The sequence below is a fragment of the Arthrobacter sp. SPT-J7 genome, from assembly GCF_059089965.1.
Genome location: NZ_JBNHFF010000011.1, coordinates 120,271 through 136,996, shown reverse-complemented (window position 1 = coordinate 136,996; position 16,726 = coordinate 120,271). Strand labels below are relative to the sequence as shown.

Genomic DNA, 16,726 nt, shown 5'->3' with positions numbered 1-16,726 from the left:
TGCGGAACCTGAAGGTCGGCGGGGTGGAGGATGTCTGGGTCCGGCGGCTGTATACCGCGCCGGGAACCGGGCAGCTGCTGGGCATGGACTCGAAGGCACGGAAGTTCCCGGACGGGATCCGGCGGATGGTTATGGCCCGGGACGCGTTCTGCGCCGGACCCTGGTGCGATGCGCCGATCCGGCACATCGACCACATCGTCGCCCACGCCGACGGCGGACCCACCAGCCTGGCCAACGGGCAGGGGCTGTGCGAGCGCTGCAACCAATCGAAGGAAGCCGACGGCTGGTCCGCCAAACCCGTCCCCGGGTCCCCGCGCAGCGTGGAGACCACCACGCCGACCGGCCACACCTACACCTCCACCGCCCCACCCCTGCCCGGCACCACGGTGAACGGGCAGACGGTAGGGTCAGTGGTTGCTCCGCGAGGAACGCAATCTGCCATAGAGGCGCGGTTCTTGGTGAAAGCCGCCGCCCTACGGCAAACGGGTGCTCGCGATGAAGGGCGTCGCCCTGCTAGCAGCGCTGACAGCGGATGGGCGGTTGTCTATATCCCGCGGAAAGAGCTGATCAGCCCTGCCGCGTGAGGGTCAAGAGCGGCGTGGGGATAAACCAGAGCAATTGGTTCCCAGGCCGCTTCTGCGGAGCCTAGGCCAAGTAGGAGCCTATGTTAGGTGTCTGCCGGCGTAGACCTTCATGGCATCCCGCACGAAGGACGCGCCTTGCTCGCCGCCGTAGTTGGCGCCAAACCGCGGGTCCGCCACATACATTTCACCCAGCCCGGTGAAATAACCGAAGGACACTTTCTGGCCGCCGTTGGCGCTGGACAGCCAGTCGAATTGACGCTGCGCCAACGCCTGCGCCTCATTGCTATCGGCAGCCAATCCGGACTGAGCGGCGGCAACCCAGTCCGCCATCAATTGCTTGGATTGCTCCTTCCAGGACGTCCGCTCGGCATCGGACATGCCGCGCCACCACTGGTCGCCCTTGGCGTAAGCGTCCTTACCCCAGCGTTCTTCGACTTCTTCCTTGTATTGGGTGTGGTCGAATCCGTCGAACATTTCATCGGCCATGAGCTGCTCGCCCCTTTCCGTTCTATCGATAGTGGTTTGTACGGAGGCGATCTGCTTTTCTAGTCGATCGCGCTCCTGCAGGAGAAGTTCCAGATGTCCGCGCAGAGCGGCCGTCGTATCTCGTGTGCCTTCCAGCACCTTGTTGATCTCGGACAGACCCAATCCAAGCTGGCGCAGCAGGAGGATCCGCTGGAGCCGAAGCAGGGCCTCGTCGTCGTAATAGCGGTAGCCGTTGTAGCCTGTGCTGCTTGGCTCAAGCAGGCCAATGTCCTGGTAATGCCGCAAGGTCCTGCTGGTAGTCCCGGCAGCCTTAGCGACTTCCTGGATTGAATACATCCTGACCTGTGCCATTCCCATAGCAACCACTATGAAGGTTGACGTAGCGTCAAGGTCAAGGCCGGTGCGGTTGGATGCCTCCGGCATACCGTCAACCAGCATTAGCAGGCGCAGACAGGAACCCACTGGCGGGATAACATCGGCACGTGCACGCAGACCGGCCCGCTGAATTTCCCCGCGGCAGCCGCGGGAGAGTGCATGTGCCAGGCGGAAGGAATTCCACCCAACGCGAGGGCATCCAATTGCCTGTTCCGCTGGCTCTGCTGTTAGCGCTGGTGGCAGGAGTGGGGCTAGCCGTGCAGAGCCGGCTTAACAGCCAGCTGGGAATTGAACTGCAGGACAGTGTGGGAGCAGCGTTGGTCAGCTTCGGCACGGGCTTCGCGGCGGTTGTGCTTTTCACGCTGTTGCGGCCGAGGGTGCGGCAAAAATTACGAGCCGTTCCAGCATTGCTGCGTCGGGGCGTATACCCACGCTGGTACCTGCTGGCCGGCGTCGTGGGGGCACTTTACGTGTTCGCACAGGCGGCAACTGTGGGGCCGATCGGATTGTCCCTGTTCACCATAGCGATCGTGACCGGGCAGATGGCTTCCGGTCTGCTGATGGACCGGCTGGGCATCGGAGCCGGCCGGAAGATTGCGGTCAGTGGGGCCCGGATAGCCGGTGCTGTGCTCGCCTTTCTGGCAGCGGTCATCGCCGCCAGCGCCCATTTCGGGTCATCGACGGCAGCGGGACCGCTGGTGTTGTTCATGCTGATCCCACTGGTGTCGGGGGTGCTTCAGAGCGTCCAGCAGGGTGTCTTGGGTCAGATCGGTACGGCGCATGGCAGCCCGGTGATTTCCACGCTGCTGAACTTCGGTGTCGGCACGGTGGCTCTGCTGGCGGTCTGGATAGTGCAGGCGGCTATCATCGGGCGGGCCGACCTCCTCACCGGGCAGTGGTGGCTGTATCTTGGCGGTCCGCTCGGCACCATGATCCTGGCCGCTGCCACCGTCTGTGTGGCCAGCACCGGCGTGCTGCTGATGACGCTGACCGTGATCGGCGGACAGTTGGTCGGAGCTTTGGCCGTGGATATTTTCTGGCCGTCGGCGGGGAGCGTGATCGGCCCGGAAACGCTGCTGGGCATTGGACTGACCGGCGTGGGCCTGCTTATTGCTGCGAGTGCCGGCCGGCTGCGCCGACCCGGCTGACCCGGACCGCCTGACTGTTGACCGGCCGACGGCCGACGGCGGACCGGCGGACCGCGGACCGGAGCCGGGGCCGGAACCCCCGTACTCCACCGCCACCTCAGCGGAAGGCGGGGATGCCGGTGATTTTCTGGCCGAGGATCAGGGTGTGGACTTCGTCGGTGCCTTCGTAGGTGCGGACGGATTCGAGGTTGTTGGCGTGCCGCAGCGGTGAGTAGTCCAAGGTGATGCCGTTGCCGCCGAGGATGGTGCGGCATTCGCGGGCGATCTCGATGGCTTCCCGGCAATTGTTAAGTTTGCCCACCGAGATTTGGTGGGGCTGCAGGTTGCCGGCGTCTTTGAGTCGGCCCAGGTGCAGGGCGAGCAGGAAGCCCTTGTTAATTTCGAGCGCCATGTTGACCAGCTTTTCCTGGGTGAGCTGGTAGCCGGCCAGCGGTTTGTCGAACTGCAAGCGTTCTTTGGAGTAGTCGACGGCGGCCTGCCAGGCGTCGCGGGCGGCGCCCATCGCGCCCCAGATGATGCCGTAGCGGGCTTCGTTCAGGCACTCGAACGGTCCGCGCAGGCTGTTAGCCCCGGGCAGGAGCGCATCGGCGGGGAGCCGGACGTCGGTGAGTTCGATGTCGCACTGGATCGAGGCGCGCATGGAGAGCTTGGGTTCGATCGGGGTGGCCTTGAACCCGGCCGTGTCGGTGGGGACCAGGAAGCCGCGCACGCCGTCGTCGGTCTGGGCCCAGATGATCGCGACCTTGGCCACCGAGGCCAGTCCGATCCAGCGCTTGGAACCGTTGAGGATCCAGTCGGCGTCGGGACCTGAGCCGTCGCGGCGTGCAAAGGTTTTCATGCTTCCCGGGTCCGAGCCGGCTGTGGGTTCGGTCAGGCCGAAGCAGCCGATGGCTTCGCCGGCGGCCATCTGCGGCAGCCATTGGTGTTTTTGTTCTTCGGAGCCGTGTTTGTGGATGGCGCTCATCGCCAGCGAACCCTGCACCGAGACAAAGGTGCGCAGTCCGGAGTCGCCGGCTTCGAGTTCGGCAGCGGCCAGGCCGTAGTCGACGGCGGAGCGGCTGGCGCAGCCGTAGCCCTCCAGATGCATACCGAGCAAGCCCAGCTTGGCCATCTCGGGCACAATCTCCAGCGGAAACACGGCGTTCTCGTACCAGCCGGCGATCTGCGGCTTGATTGTGCTGTCCACGAAGGCGCGAACGTCGTTCCGCAATGTGAGCTCGGAATCACTGAGCAGCGAGTCGAGATTGATCAGATCGGCTTCAGCGGACAAGTGGAGCCCTTTCGCTCGGAACAACGTATCCGGCTCGATGGCGGCCGGTTGCTCCCACGATAACCTCTGGCAGGAACGGCGCGCCGTTGCGGCGCTACCATGGGCCAATGGACGACGGCGGTGCCTCCTTCGGCCAGATGCGATCGGTTGGCGGAACGGACCCGGAAGGCCGGGCAGCGTTGGCCATCCTGCAGATGCTGCAGGACGTGGAGCCATGGCTGCAGCGGGACGAGGCAGCCGTTGAACCGGGATCTCCGCTGGCCCAACTGGACGAACAATTCACCGCGGCCCAACGTGTGAGCAGCCTGCTGCGCCAGTCCTTGGCGGCAGCCACTGACAATGTGCTGGCCCTGCGCCGACTGTTGTTTGAGGAACATGGCGAGCAGGGAACAGCGGAATATCGGCTGCAGACGCATGCGCCGTACTCGTTGGTGCGGACGGTTATCGAGTGCACTTCCACTGTGTTGTGGGCGCTGCTGCCGGCCGAGGGCACCGAGCGGGCCCGGCGCAGTCTGGTGCTCATTGCCCGGGATGTGTTCAACGCGGCGTCGTTCTGGGATGCCTACCTGGCGGACTTTCGGCCGGAACGGCATGCCGGGGCGATGGAGTATTTCAACGGGCTGCGTCAAACGGTCAATGAGGTGGCGGCGTCGCTGGAGCTGCCGCCGATCTTTGCCCGGAAGGCCGACAGGTCCTGGGGCTACGCCACCAAGAACCGTACCCAGACGTCGATCCTGAAAGACCTGCGAAGCGAGGACCTGCCGCCGTCGTTAATGTATGTTTGGCAGTTCTGTAGCGGCCATTCGCACGGGCTGGAATGGGCGGCCATGGGCGGCGCCCGCTACCCGGATCCGTTCAGTGAATCCGGCACCTTCCGGGCCGGGAGCATGGAGCAGCTGCGGCAGATGTGCGACGTGTCGCTGGGCCTGGTGCCGCGCGCCTGGGACGTCTTCGACGCGCAGCGCCGAGTGTGGCCGCTGCTGTAGACAGGTTGATTCAGCGGTAGGCGCGGTGCAGGTTCTCCTTGGTGGAGGCCCCGGTCGGGCGTTCCGAGATCCACGGTCCGGTCCCCTCCGAAGGGTCCAGGGCGCCGGCTTCGAACCAGGTGTAGTCGCCGGCCAGTACCCGGGCGGCCAGCTTGCCGTCGCTGGCGTCTGAATTGCGCCAGAGTTCGCCGAAGAGCTGGTGGATCCGCTCCCTGGACTGCAGGCAGAAGGCGTCGGCTAACTGGTACGCTGCCTTGCCTTGCGCCGGGTCCTGGCTGCGGAGCATCTCGGCATGGCTGCAGCAGGCGGCCATGGCGAAGAGCTCGGCGCCAATATCCACGATCCTGCCAAGGAACGCCTGCCGCTTCTCCAGCCCCGCCTGCCACCGGCCCATGCCGAGAAACGTCTGCCGGGCCAGCCGGCGGGAGGAACGTTCAATGTAGCGCAGATGCTTGGCCAGCGGGCCGAAGTCGTTGTAGGCCTTGGGGTTCATGCCTTGGCCGGCGAGCAGTTGGGGAAGCCATTTGGCGTAGAAGCTGCTGGCTCCCAGGGCCGCTTTCGCCTTGGCCTGCAGATCGGCGTCGGCCGAGGCCAAGTCTCCGGCGGCGGACAAATGCGCGTCCACCGCCTCCCGGGCGATCAGCAGATGCATGATTTCGGTGGAGCCTTCGAAGATCCGGTTGATCCGCATGTCGCGCAGCAACTGCTCAGCCGGCACGGCGCGTTCGCCGCGGGCAGCGAGCGATTCGGCTGTCTCGTAGCCTCGGCCACCGCGGATCTGGACCAGTTCGTCGGCAATCTTGTAGGCGAACTCGCTGGACCACAACTTGGCCAGCGCTGCTTCAATGCGGACGTCCTTCATGCCGGCATCGGCGAGTCCGGCAGACAGCTCAAAGACTGCGTTGAGAGCGAAAGAGCCGGCGGCGATGAAGGCGATCTTCTTGCTGACCGCTTCATGCTTGCCGACGGGCTTGCCCCACTGTACGCGGGCGTTGGACCATTCCCGGGTGATCTTCAGCGACCATTTGCCGCTGGCCGCGCAGAGCGCGGGGATGGAGAGGCGGCCGGTATTCAGCGTGGTCAGGGCAATCTTCAGACCCTGGCCTTCACGGCCCAGGCGGTTGGCCGCGGGGACCCGGACATTGTCGAACCGGGTGACGCCGTTTTCGATGCCCCTCAGTCCCATGAAGGAGTTGCGGTTTTCCACCGTGATGCCGGGCGAGTCAGCTTCCACGACGAAGGCCGAGATGCCGCCGCGCTGGCCGTCGTGCTCCGGGACCTTGGCCATCACTACCACCAGTTCGGCGATCACGCCGTTGGTGGTCCAAAGTTTGCTGCCGTTGAGCAGGTAGGCCTCGCCGTCGTCGGTGGGAGTGGCGGTGGTGCCGAGCCGCGCGGGGTCGGAGCCGACGTCGGGTTCGGTCAGCAGGAACGCCGTCACGGCGCCGGCCGCGCAGCGGGGCAGATACTCGCGCTTCTGCTCCTGGGTGCCGAAGACCTTCACCGGCTCGGGAACGCCGATGGACTGGTGGGCCGAGAGCAGCGCCCCGAGCGAAGGGTGTACCGAGCCCAGCAGCATCAGGGCGCGGCCGTAGTAGAGCAGCGACAAGCCCAGGCCGCCATATTCGACCGGGATCTTCATGCCGAAGGTGCCCAGCGTGGCCAAACCGGCGAGGTATTCGTCCGGGATCTTTGCCTCGCGTTCTATCCGCGCCCCGTCCATGGTGCGGGCGTACTCCTCCAGCTTCGCCAGGAACGACTCGCCGGCCGCATGCTCCGACGGGGTCGGCAGCGGATGCGGGTGGATCAGGTCGATATCGAACCGGCCCATGTACAGCCCCTTGGCGAAACTCGGCCTGGTCCATTCGGTTTCGCGGGCTGCCTCGGCGAGTTCGCGCGCGTCACGTTCGCTCGTTTCCGCCGGGCCGGCTGTCCCCGCTTCGGCTGGCAACGGTCCTGCGGCGGCATCTTGGCTGGCGCTGGCTTTTTTCTGGTCGGTCTCGGCGCTCATGGCAGTCCCCTTCGACGCGGGCCTGCCGGGCTTCAGGCCCTGTGCTGTCCCCTTATGTTACTTCCCGGTAGCTCTTTTGCCGAGGGGTCATTTCAGGGCCCGGGGAATATCCCGGATTACCTGAAGCTTCAACTAAAGGAAAACACTGCACGCGACCCCGGGAGCATTAATGGACTTCGGCATCTTCACCTTCGGCGAACTGACACGCGGCCCGGACGGTCGGGCTTTGTCGCCCCGGCAGCGTCTGGAGGAGTTGGTCCAGCTGGCGAAGATTGCCGATCAGGCGGGCATCTCCTTCCTGGGACTCGGCGAACACCACCGCAGGGACTTCGCCATCTCAGCCCCCGAAGTAGTCCTGGCGGCCATCGCCCGCGAGACCACCACGCTGCGGTTGGCCACCGCCGTCACCGTGCTGTCCACCCAGGATCCGGTGCGGCTGTTCGAGCAGTTCGCCACGCTGGACCTGCTGTCCGGCGGCCGGGCAGAAATCATTGCCGGCCGGGGCGCCTTCACCGAGTCTTATCCGCTGTTCGGGTACGACATGGCAGATTACGACGGCCTGTTCGAGGAGAAGCTGCAGTTGCTGCTTGCCGCCCGCGAGCAGGAGAACCTCAGCTGGAACGGAACGCACCACCACAGCATCCGCAGTATGGATGTGGTGCCGCGGCCGCTGCAGGAGAAGCTGCCGGTCTGGGTGGGCGTGGGCGGCACGCCTTCCTCCTTCGAGCGCGCCGGCCGGCTGGGGCTGCCGCTGTACCTGGCGCTGCTCTCCGGGCCGCAGCACTTCACCCGGCACGTTGAGTACTACCGCGAATCCGCCGCCGCGCACGGGCATGACCCGGCCACGCTGCCGGTGGGAACCGGCGGCCACTTCTTCGTGGCTCCCACCTCCCAAGAGGCCCGCGACACGTTCTACCCGTACTACCGCGCCTACTTCGAGCAGAACATGCCGCGGCCGGCAGGGCTTTTCCCGCGCGAGACCTTCGAGGCGTGGGCCGGTCCCGGCGGGGGCCTCCTGGCCGGAAGCCCGCAGGAAGTGATCGACAAGATCATGGAGCAGTACCAGCTGTTCGGCCACGACCGCTACATGGCACAGGTGGGCCTCGGCGGGCTCCCGTTCGCGGACACCGCCCGTTCCATCGAACTGCTCGCCACCGAAATCATGCCGGTGGTCCAGCGCGAAACCCATCCTGCCAAACAGCCCTAGCTGTTCTCTGCGGACTCAACGTGCCGCAGGATCGCCTCCGCGGAGGCGGCGGGCTGTTCCCAGTGCACCATGTGCCCGGCGTCCGGCACCGCGGTGTGCCGCCAGCCCGGGTGCCGGGCCAGAAAATCCGCGACCGCGGCCGGCGGCCGGGTGGGATCCTGCGTGCCGGTCACCACCAGGGTGGGCGCCGATACCAGCTCTGCCACGTCCGGCGCCGCGCCGGTCACTCCGGCCGGCAAACTTTGGCGGACGACGGCGGGGTGCCGCCTGAAGGGGGCGAGGAACGTTTCGCGGTCCTCGCCTTGCGGCTCGGCGCCGCCGCGGAACCACGCACCCATCAGCTCCTCGCCGGCGGCCAGGTCGGCTTCCGGGTCCGAAGAGTCGCTGCCGAACAGCCGGGTCAGCTTGTCCACCGTTGCCGCCGAGGGTGCCACCGGGACCATCCCCACCAAGGTGAGCGACGCCGTCGTGATTGGGAAGCGCGCCGCGATGGTGGCGGCAATGCTTCCGCCCAGAGAATGCCCCACCAAGTGCACCGGGCCGTCGCCGAATTGTTCGGCCAGAGTGCTCGCAACGTTCTGCACCGTCCAGTCGAAGCCCGCGGGAAGGTCGCCGCCGTAGCCGGGCAGGTCCGCGGCCACGACCTGGCGGCCGCCTGCGCAGAGTCGGTCCGCCAGCGGTTTCCAATACCCGGCGGAACAGGCCCAGCCGTGGAGCAGGACGATGGGAAGCGGCATGATTTGATTATGCACGGGCCGCGTCCGGCGATGGGGTGGAGTCGCGCGACCTGGTCCGGGATCCGGGCGTCGATGTAAGCAAGGTGGCGTGCATAAGGTACTGGCGGGCCGCTGAAGCCGAACTGTAGCCGTTGCCATTAGCCTGTCCCTAGCGGGCCGCTGATCCGGTGGCCGGGACAAGGAGTTGGTGTGGCGATTGTCAACGGCGAAGTGTCTTTTTGGTATGCCAACGGCGGGCTGCCCGAGCCCGGCCCGGCACTGACGGAGAGCACGACGGCGGACGTCGCCGTGGTCGGCGCGGGCTACACCGGTCTGTGGACGGCTTACTACCTGAAACAGGCGCGTCCGGAGCTTGACGTGGTGGTGCTGGAGAGCCGCTTCGCCGGCTTCGGCGCATCGGGCCGGAACGGCGGCTGGCTGACCAACAGCATGACCGGCGGGCGCGAGGGCTACGCCGCCAGCCACGGACGCGAGCTGACCGGCCGGTTCCAGACCCTGCTGAACCAGACCGTGGATGAGGTCATCCGGGTGGCCGCCGCCGAAGGCATCGACGCGGACATTCATAAGGGCGGCGAACTGATCGTGGCCCGGAACCCGGCGCAACTGCAGCGGCTGCAGGCGTGGGCCGCAGCGGAGTCGGTCTGGCCCGAGGCCGGCGCCCGGCTGCTGGACGCAACGGAGACCAGCCAGCGCATCCGCGTGGACCGGGCAGTGGGTTCCTTGTTCCAGCCGCACTGCGCGCGGATCCAGCCGGCCAAGCTGGTCCGCGGGCTGGCCGACGCCGTCCGGCGGATGGGAGTGCGACTGTACGAAGGAACCACCGTCACCGACATCTCACCAGGCCGGGCCCGCACTGAGCGCGGAACGGTTCAGGCGCGGTATATCCTGCGCGCCACCGAAGGGTTCACCGCCGGGCTGAAATCGGCGCACCGGGACTGGCTGCCAATGAACTCGTCAATGATCGTCACCGAACCGCTGCCGAAGAGCGTCTGGGCTGACATCGGCTGGGACGAAGCCGAGACGCTCGGCGATATGGCCCATGCCTACATGTATGCCCAGCGCACCGCGGACGGACGGATCGCGCTCGGCGGCCGCGGCGTGCCCTACCGCTACGGCTCCAAGCTGGACGCCGACGGCGCCACACAGCCCAAAACCATCGCCCAGCTGGCCGACATCCTGCACTCGATGTTCCCGGCCACCCGGTCCGCCCACCTCGAACACGCCTGGTCCGGGGTGCTGGGCGTCCCGCGCGACTGGAAGGCCACCGTGGGCCTGGATCCTCGCACCGGGCTGGGTTGGGCAGGCGGTTACGTGGGCACCGGCGTCGCCGCCACCAACCTGGCCGCCCGCACCTTGCGCGACCTCATCGTGGACCCGGGCAGCGAGCTGGTGCGGATGCCGTGGGTGAACCGGAAGGTGCGCCGCTGGGAGGTGGAACCGCTGCGCTGGATCGCCGTCCAGGCCATGTACGCCGCCTACCACGCGGCCGACCGGTCCGAGGCCAACGGGCTGCAATCCACCTCGCTGATCGCCCGGGCAGCCGACAAAGTTTCCGGGCGCGGCTGACCGATCCGCTGCCATAATGACTCCATGGGCGTTGACGGACAGGTGGGGCCGGACGGTTTCTGGGCCATGGTGGCGGAAGGTGAACAGCGCATCCGGGAGACGTTCCCCGAGCTGCCCTGTTTCGCCCTCGCCGATTGGGACGGCCCCGCCATGGTGGGGGAATGGAATGACGATAACGGCCCGCACGGGCTGTTGCATGGCGATCCTGGCCTGGGCTTGCCCCATGCCCAGGTCCTGACCACCGTGCACGGCGTGAACCAGAGCATCCGAACGATGCGGCTGGGGGCGGGCCCGATGGTGTCGGACGAGGACTCTTTCCGGCAAAAGCTCAACGAGTTGGAGCTCCAGGAGCCGCGGATGGTGGGCATCGCCGTCGACGGTCAAGAAGTGGAGTTTGCCCTCTGGCAGGACGGCGGCAAATGGTGGGCCGGAGCCGAGCGTGACGGCTACGGCATCATCATCGAAGCCGCCGGGCTCGACCCCGATCAGGTGCAGCTGCGGCGGGTGGAGAACATCGAACCGTTCCTGGACGCGCGGCGCGTCTGGCTGCGGCAGGTCCGCGGCGACATCTAACGCCAAAACTTAAACAACGGCGGCGGGTGGCCGGCTCCCAGCCAGCCACCCGCCGCCTTCTCATCCCAAGGTCGGGCTCCTCCCCTTGGGGGTTAGGGGGCTGGTCAGAGGTGGTTCATTCCCTCCACCAGCACGGAGCGCAGGATCTGCTCAATCTGGTCGAACTCGCGCTGGCCCACGGTCAGCGGCGGTGCCAGCTGGACCACAGGGTCGCCGCGGTCGTCGGCGCGGCAGTACAAGCCGGCGTCGAACAGCGCGTTGGACAGGTAACCGCGCAGCAGGTGCTCTGATTCTTCGTCGTTGAACGTTTCCTTGGTGGCCTTGTCCTTGACCAGCTCGATGCCGTAGAAGTAGCCCTCGCCGCGGACATCCCCGACGATCGGCAGATCCAGCAGCTTCTCCAAGGTTTTGCGGAAGGCCGGGGCGTTCTCCTTGACGTGCTGGTTGAGGCCTTCGCGCTCGAAGATGTCCAGGTTGGCCATCGCGACGGCGGCCGAGACCGGATGCCCGCCGAAGGTGTAGCCGTGGTAGAAGGTGGTGTCGCCGTGCTTGAAGGGTTCGAACAGCCGGTCGGAAGCGATCATCGCACCGATGGGTGAGTAACCGCTGGTCATGCCCTTGGCGCAGGTGATCATGTCCGGCACATAGTCGAAATCGGTGGAGGCGAACATGGAACCGATCCGGCCGAAGGCGCAGATCACCTCGTCGGATACCAGCAGGACGTCGTATTCATCGCAGATTTCGCGCACCCGCTCGAAGTACCCGGGCGGCGGCGGGAAGCAGCCGCCGGAGTTCTGCACCGGTTCCAGGAACACCGCGGCGACGGTGTCCGGACCTTCAAACTCGATGGCTTCGCCGATCCGGTCGGCAGCCCAGCGGCCGAATGCCTTCGGGTCCTCCAGCCCCTCCGGGGCGCGGTACTGATTGGTATTGGGCACGCGGAAGGCGCCCGGGACCAGCGGTTCGAAGGGTGCCTTCATGTCCGGGATGCCGGTGATGGAGAGCGCACCCTGCGGGGTGCCGTGGTAGGCGACGGCGCGGGAGATCACCTTGGTCTTGTTGGGTTTGCCCTGCAGCTTGAAGTACTGCTTGGCCAGCTTCCACGCCGATTCCACGGCTTCGCCGCCGCCGGTGGTGAAGAAGACCCGGTTCAGGTCGCCCGGGGCATGATGGGCAAGGCGCTCGGCCAGTTCAATGGCGGCCGGGTGGGCGTAGGACCACAGTGGCATAAAGGCCAGTTCCTTGGCCTGGCGGGCGGCGGCCTGGGCTAGTTCTTCGCGGCCGTGGCCTACCTGCACCACGAAGAGCCCGGCCAGCCCGTCAATGTATTCGCGGCCCTGGTCGTCGTAGATCAGGTGGCCTTCGCCGCGGGTGATCACCGGAACGTTGCCTCCGGCGGCCAGCGGGGCATGGCGGGCCATGTGCATCCACAAATGGTCGCGGGCCGCCTGCTGGCGGTCCGTTCCCATCGGCGTGGTGTAACTCCGGCGCATCGGTGCGTCGGTGGTGGTTCCGGCCGGTGTGCCTTGGCCCTGAATGCTGGTGCTTGGCGATGCGGATGTTTGTGTCATCGGGTTCCCCAGTTGTATTCCTGCTTGCGCAGCGAGAGGTACATGAATGTTTCGGTGCTCAGGACGCCGGGAATGTCGCGGATCTGGTTGACCAGCCGCAGCAAATCCTGGTCGTTTTCGCAAATAACTTCGGCCAGGATGTCGAATGACCCGGCGGTGACCAGGCAGTAAACCACCTGGTCGAGTGCGGCGATCTGGTCCGACACCTCCAGCAGGTCGGCAGCGGTCTTGATGCCCAGCATGGCTTGCCGGGCGAAGCCCAGCTGCAGCGGGTTGGTCACCGCAACGATCTGTACGATGCCGGCGTCAGTCAGCTTCTGCACGCGCTGCCGTACCGCCGCTTCCGAAAGGCCAATGGCCTTTCCGATCGCTGCGTAGGAGCGTCGGCCGTCTTCCTGTAGTTGCTCGATGATGGCTTTGGAGACCTCGTCAACCGCAGCGCTGTGGGAATTGCCGTTGTGGCCGTGCCCGGCACTGGGGAGCAAGGTCAAGCGTATCCACCTCCTGTGAAACGGATCTCCGCCATCGGCGGGACTGCTTGCTATTGAATCCGTTGTCTGGGGGTTGCGCAAGTAGTGGATTCGAAAAAATATGCAGCTCTAGCTATCGAAATACAAACTCCTTGTGGTTACTATCTGATGTGAAGCGGGTCACAGACGCTTCTTGGTGCGGGCAATCCGGTCCCGCGGTGCATGCTTCGCGGGTGCATCGCGCAGGGACAGGGAAATCGCAACTCAGGGGGCGGGACCCGCTTCGGATTCCGTCGTGTAACCAAATATTTACAACTGAAACTATTGTCGGGTCCTCCGGTGTCTGCGAGTATCAACGCACCAAGCGAGGTCCACTTCCGACGACCGGGGAGCATCAGATGCCGAAACGACTACCTGAAGACCCACGCCTGCGCGGCTTGATTGCCGCGCAGATGTCCCGCCGCAACGTTTTGATGGGCGCCGGAGGACTGACCCTGGCCGGGCTGCTTGCCGCCTGCGGCACCGGCGGCACCGGCAGCTCGTCAAACACCAGCGCTGCGGGCGGCCTGACGCCGGCGCAGGACGTCTCGGACCAGGAAAAGGTAGTCAACTGGGCCAACTGGACCCTGTACCTGGACTACGACGACTCCAACCAGACGTACCCGTCACTCGAGGCCTTCAGCAAGCAGAGCGGCATCAAGGCCAGCTACTCCGAGGATATTGACGGCAACGACACCTACTTCGGCAAGGTCCAGGGCCAGCTCGCCGCCGGGCAGGACATTGGACAGGACATCATCACGCTGACCGACTGGATGGCTGCGCGCCTGATCCGGCTGGGTTACACCCAGGAACTGGACCACGCAAACATTCCCAATGCGGCCAATCTGCTGAAGGCCCTGCAGGACGTGGACTTCGATCCCGGCCGGAAGAATTCCCTGACCTGGCAGTCCGGCTACGCAGGCATCGCCTGGAACAAGGAAGCCGTTCCGGGCGGTCTGAAGACCGTGAGCGACCTGTGGAAGCCGGAGCTCAAGGGACGCGTGGAAGTGCTGGACGAAATGCGCGACACGATGGGCCTGCTGATGATGGATAACGGCGTGGACATCTCCGGCAACTGGGGCACGAAGGAATACGACGCCGCGCTGGAGGTCCTGCAGAAGCAGATTTCCAGTGGCCAGATCCGGCAGGTCAAGGGCAACTCCTACAAGGAAGACCTGATTTCCGGCGACGCGCTCGCGGTGCTCTGCTGGTCCGGCGACATTACCCAGTTGAACTTCGAGGAAGGCGACAAATGGGAATTCGCCATTCCGGAAGGCGGCGGCACGCTGTGGTCTGACAATCTGATGGTGCCGATCGGATCGCCGCACAAGAAGAATGCGGAAGCCCTGATGGACTACTACTACGACCCGGTGAACGCAGCGACCGTCGCCGCCTACGTCAACTTCATCTGCCCGGTGGAGGGCGCCAAGGAAGCCATGGAGAAGATCGATCCGGAGCTGGTGGACAATCCGCTGATCTTCCCGACCGAGGAGGACCTGGCCAGGGTCAGCGTGTTCCGCAGCCTGGAAGCCGATGAGGAAACCGACTTCAGCGACCGGTTCCAGCAGACGATTGGCAACTGATGACTCAGGCACCCCTGCGGACAGAGAATGCCAGCGCCGTCGGCGAAGAGAGCGGAGCGGACTTGGTGCTGGCAGCCATCACCAAGCGGTTCGGCGACTTCGTCGCGGTGGAGGACCTTGACCTGACGATCCCGGCAGGGAAGTTTTTCGCCCTGCTCGGGCCCTCCGGCTGCGGCAAGACCACCACGCTGCGCATGGTGGCCGGACTGGAGCAGCCCACCTCCGGAACCATCAGCATTGGCGGCAAGGACATCAGCCGGTCCAGCGCCCATCAGCGTCCGGTCAACACGGTCTTCCAGAACTACGCGCTGTTCCCGCACATGAGCGTGCTGGACAACGTCTCCTTCGGGCTCAGGCGCCGCAAGGTCCGCGATGCCCGGGCACAAGCCCAGGCGGCGCTGGAGCTCGTCGAGCTCTCGCACCTGGCCGCACGCCGGCCGGCCCAGCTCTCCGGCGGACAGCAGCAGCGGGTGGCGTTGGCGCGCGCAATCGTCAACCACCCGGCCGTGCTGCTGCTGGATGAGCCGTTGGGTGCCCTCGACATGAAGCTGCGCCGGCAGATGCAGGTGGAACTGAAGAAGATCCAGACCGAGGTCGGCCTGACCTTTGTGCATGTCACGCACGACCAGGAGGAAGCCATGACCATGGCGGACACCGTGGCCGTGATGAATGCCGGCAAGGTGGAGCAGATGGGCGCCCCGCGCGAACTGTACGAACTGCCGCGCACCGTCTTCGTGGCGAACTTCCTGGGCAAGTCCAATCTGGTCGCCGGCGACATCGTGGAGGACCGCGGCGACGCCGTCGTCGTTAATGCCAACGGCAACAGGCTGGCCGTGCTCAAGGAGCGCGCCACCGTCCACCAGGGCAAGGCCCTGATCGGCATCCGGCCGGAAAAGCTGCGGATGATGTGGCCGCAGGACGCACCGGCAGATGCAGCCAACGTCCTGCACGGTACGGTATTGGACACCTCATTCACCGGGGTCAGCACCGATTACCTGGTGGATGTGCCGGGGATCGGTACCCTGGGTGTCTTCAGCCAGAACCACGGCCAGCAGCTGGCCCAGCCGGGCGACGGAGTGGCGCTCAGTTGGGACACCGAGCACGCCTTCGGGCTGGGCGGCGCCGAAGACGCACAATACGGGGCGCCCGAGGCTGACGACTGATGAGCACCCAGACCACTACGGCGGACCAGACGCCGGCACCGGACGCGCACGGCAACGGCGGTCCCGGCAGCGACGAGCTGAAGGCGGAGCGCCGCCGGGGGCGGATGGGTTACTGGCTGATCCTGCCGGGGTTCGTCTTCCTGCTGCTGTTCTTTGTGCTTCCCGTGTTCTCGCTGCTCGCGACGTCGCTCTATACGAAGCCGCCTGGGGCGGACATCGGCCAGTTTGTTCCGGCGCTGGAATTCAACAACTATGTGCGGATGCTTGGCAGCTACTGGCCGGAGCTGCTGCGTTCCTTCGGCTTCGCCCTGATCGCGACGGCCGCGGCGCTGGCCATCGGTTATCCGATGGCCTACCTGATTGCGGTCAGGCTACGCAATCACGCCCTGCTGCGCGGCATTCTGCTGGTGCTGATCATCGCCCCGTTCTTCACCAGCTTCATCCTGCGCACGCAGGCGTGGAAGCAGATCCTCGCCGATGAGGGGCCGGTGGTCTCCGTGCTGCGCACCTTCGCCCTGCTGCCCGACGACGGACGGCTCACCGCCACCGCCTTCGCCGTGGTCTGCGGCCTGACCTACAACTTCCTGCCGTTCATGGCCCTGCCCATCTACGCGAACCTGGAACGGCTGGACCTCCGCTTGATCGAGGCCGGAAACGATTTGTATGCCAGCGGCTTCACTACCTTCCGGACGGTGACGCTGCCGCTGTCGATGCCCGGCGTGATCGCCGGGACGCTGCTGACGTTCATTCCCGCCGCCGGGGACTACATCAACGCCGCACTGCTGGGCAACAACCGGGACACCACCATGATCGGCCAAGTCGTTGACTCCCGGTTCTTCCGGGTGGTGGACTATCCCGGCGCCTCGGCACTGTCCTTCGTGTTGATGCTGGCGATCCTCGCCCTGGTCTTCATCTACGTCCGCCGCTTCGGCACCAAAGAACTGCTGTAAGGGGAAA

The 16,726-nt window shown here is 65.7% G+C and carries 15 protein-coding genes; 9 read left to right on the top strand and 6 right to left on the bottom strand.

All coding sequences use genetic code 11. From position 1 onward, the window contains the following. A partial coding sequence (locus AC5RWX_RS16455; RefSeq protein ID WP_494097613.1) for an HNH endonuclease occupies nt 1-584 on the top strand: 584 nt, incomplete at its 5' end. A 78-nt stretch (nt 585-662) separates the two neighbouring features. Here the strand turns inward: AC5RWX_RS16455 and AC5RWX_RS16450 are convergent. Beyond that, the gene (locus AC5RWX_RS16450) at nt 663-1,406 is read right to left on the bottom strand and encodes a MerR family transcriptional regulator (protein WP_493945026.1); all 744 of its coding nucleotides are present in this window, start codon (nt 1,404-1,406) and stop codon (nt 663-665) included. Nucleotides 1,407-1,552: 146 nt separating this feature from the next. Here AC5RWX_RS16450 and AC5RWX_RS16445 point away from each other — a divergent pair, with 146 nt between their 5' ends. Then, nucleotides 1,553-2,593, top strand: coding sequence for a DMT family transporter (locus AC5RWX_RS16445; RefSeq protein WP_493940814.1), 1,041 nt, complete (start codon nt 1,553-1,555; stop codon nt 2,591-2,593). Between the two features lie 97 nt (nt 2,594-2,690). Here the strand turns inward: AC5RWX_RS16445 and AC5RWX_RS16440 are convergent, their stop codons facing one another. Then, complete coding sequence (locus AC5RWX_RS16440) at nt 2,691-3,863, bottom strand: acyl-CoA dehydrogenase family protein (protein WP_493940813.1); 1,173 nt, start codon at nt 3,861-3,863, stop codon at nt 2,691-2,693. A gap of 107 nt (nt 3,864-3,970) precedes the next feature. Between AC5RWX_RS16440 and AC5RWX_RS16435 the strand changes: the two genes are divergently transcribed. Continuing rightward, on the top strand, nt 3,971-4,849 hold the full coding sequence (locus AC5RWX_RS16435; protein WP_493940812.1) for a hypothetical protein: 879 nt from the start codon (nt 3,971-3,973) through the stop codon (nt 4,847-4,849). Nucleotides 4,850-4,859: 10 nt separating this feature from the next. Here the strand turns inward: AC5RWX_RS16435 and AC5RWX_RS16430 are convergent, their stop codons facing one another. Continuing rightward, nucleotides 4,860-6,860 (bottom strand): acyl-CoA dehydrogenase family protein, encoded by a 2,001-nt coding sequence (locus tag AC5RWX_RS16430; protein WP_493940811.1) that lies wholly within the window; start codon nt 6,858-6,860, stop codon nt 4,860-4,862. Between the two features lie 169 nt (nt 6,861-7,029). Between AC5RWX_RS16430 and AC5RWX_RS16425 the strand changes: the two genes are divergently transcribed. After that, nucleotides 7,030-8,067, top strand: a complete 1,038-nt coding sequence (locus AC5RWX_RS16425; RefSeq protein WP_493944959.1) for an LLM class flavin-dependent oxidoreductase — start codon at nt 7,030-7,032, stop codon at nt 8,065-8,067. Here the strand turns inward: AC5RWX_RS16425 and AC5RWX_RS16420 are convergent. Continuing rightward, nucleotides 8,064-8,804 carry an alpha/beta fold hydrolase gene (locus tag AC5RWX_RS16420; RefSeq protein WP_493939225.1) on the bottom strand — a complete coding sequence of 247 codons (741 nt, stop codon included), beginning with the start codon at nt 8,802-8,804 and terminating at the stop codon, nt 8,064-8,066. The two genes, AC5RWX_RS16425 and AC5RWX_RS16420, sit on opposite strands and share 4 nt — an antisense overlap. 195 nt (nt 8,805-8,999) lie before the next feature. Between AC5RWX_RS16420 and AC5RWX_RS16415 the strand changes: the two genes are divergently transcribed. Together AC5RWX_RS16415 and AC5RWX_RS16410 are read left to right on the top strand one after the other, a co-directional pair. Beyond that, nucleotides 9,000-10,370 (top strand): NAD(P)/FAD-dependent oxidoreductase, encoded by a 1,371-nt coding sequence (locus tag AC5RWX_RS16415; RefSeq protein WP_493939230.1) that lies wholly within the window; start codon nt 9,000-9,002, stop codon nt 10,368-10,370. A gap of 24 nt (nt 10,371-10,394) precedes the next feature. Continuing rightward, nucleotides 10,395-10,943 carry a hypothetical protein gene (locus AC5RWX_RS16410; RefSeq protein ID WP_493939224.1) on the top strand — a complete coding sequence of 183 codons (549 nt, stop codon included), beginning with the start codon at nt 10,395-10,397 and terminating at the stop codon, nt 10,941-10,943. A 104-nt stretch (nt 10,944-11,047) separates the two neighbouring features. Here AC5RWX_RS16410 and AC5RWX_RS16405 read toward each other — a convergent pair whose 3' ends face one another. After that, nucleotides 11,048-12,436, bottom strand: coding sequence for an aspartate aminotransferase family protein (locus AC5RWX_RS16405; RefSeq protein ID WP_493939229.1), 1,389 nt, complete (start codon nt 12,434-12,436; stop codon nt 11,048-11,050). Nucleotides 12,437-12,510: 74 nt separating this feature from the next. Continuing rightward, the gene (locus AC5RWX_RS16400) at nt 12,511-13,005 is read right to left on the bottom strand and encodes an Lrp/AsnC family transcriptional regulator (RefSeq protein ID WP_493939223.1); all 495 of its coding nucleotides are present in this window, start codon (nt 13,003-13,005) and stop codon (nt 12,511-12,513) included. Between the two features lie 377 nt (nt 13,006-13,382). Between AC5RWX_RS16400 and AC5RWX_RS16395 the strand changes: the two genes are divergently transcribed. The 3 genes from AC5RWX_RS16395 to AC5RWX_RS16385 are packed head-to-tail and all read left to right on the top strand — an operon-like array spanning nt 13,383 to nt 16,719. After that, nucleotides 13,383-14,606 carry an ABC transporter substrate-binding protein gene (locus AC5RWX_RS16395; protein WP_493939222.1) on the top strand — a complete coding sequence of 408 codons (1,224 nt, stop codon included), beginning with the start codon at nt 13,383-13,385 and terminating at the stop codon, nt 14,604-14,606. Then, nucleotides 14,606-15,769: an ABC transporter ATP-binding protein gene (locus tag AC5RWX_RS16390; RefSeq protein WP_493939221.1), complete on the top strand. Its 1,164-nt coding sequence runs from the start codon at nt 14,606-14,608 to the stop codon at nt 15,767-15,769. Before AC5RWX_RS16395 ends, AC5RWX_RS16390 begins: the two co-directional genes overlap by 1 nt. Further along, the gene (locus AC5RWX_RS16385) at nt 15,769-16,719 is read left to right on the top strand and encodes an ABC transporter permease (RefSeq protein ID WP_493939220.1); all 951 of its coding nucleotides are present in this window, start codon (nt 15,769-15,771) and stop codon (nt 16,717-16,719) included. The genes AC5RWX_RS16390 and AC5RWX_RS16385 overlap by 1 nt, the downstream gene beginning before the upstream one ends. The last annotated feature ends 7 nt before the right edge of the window (nt 16,720-16,726 follow it).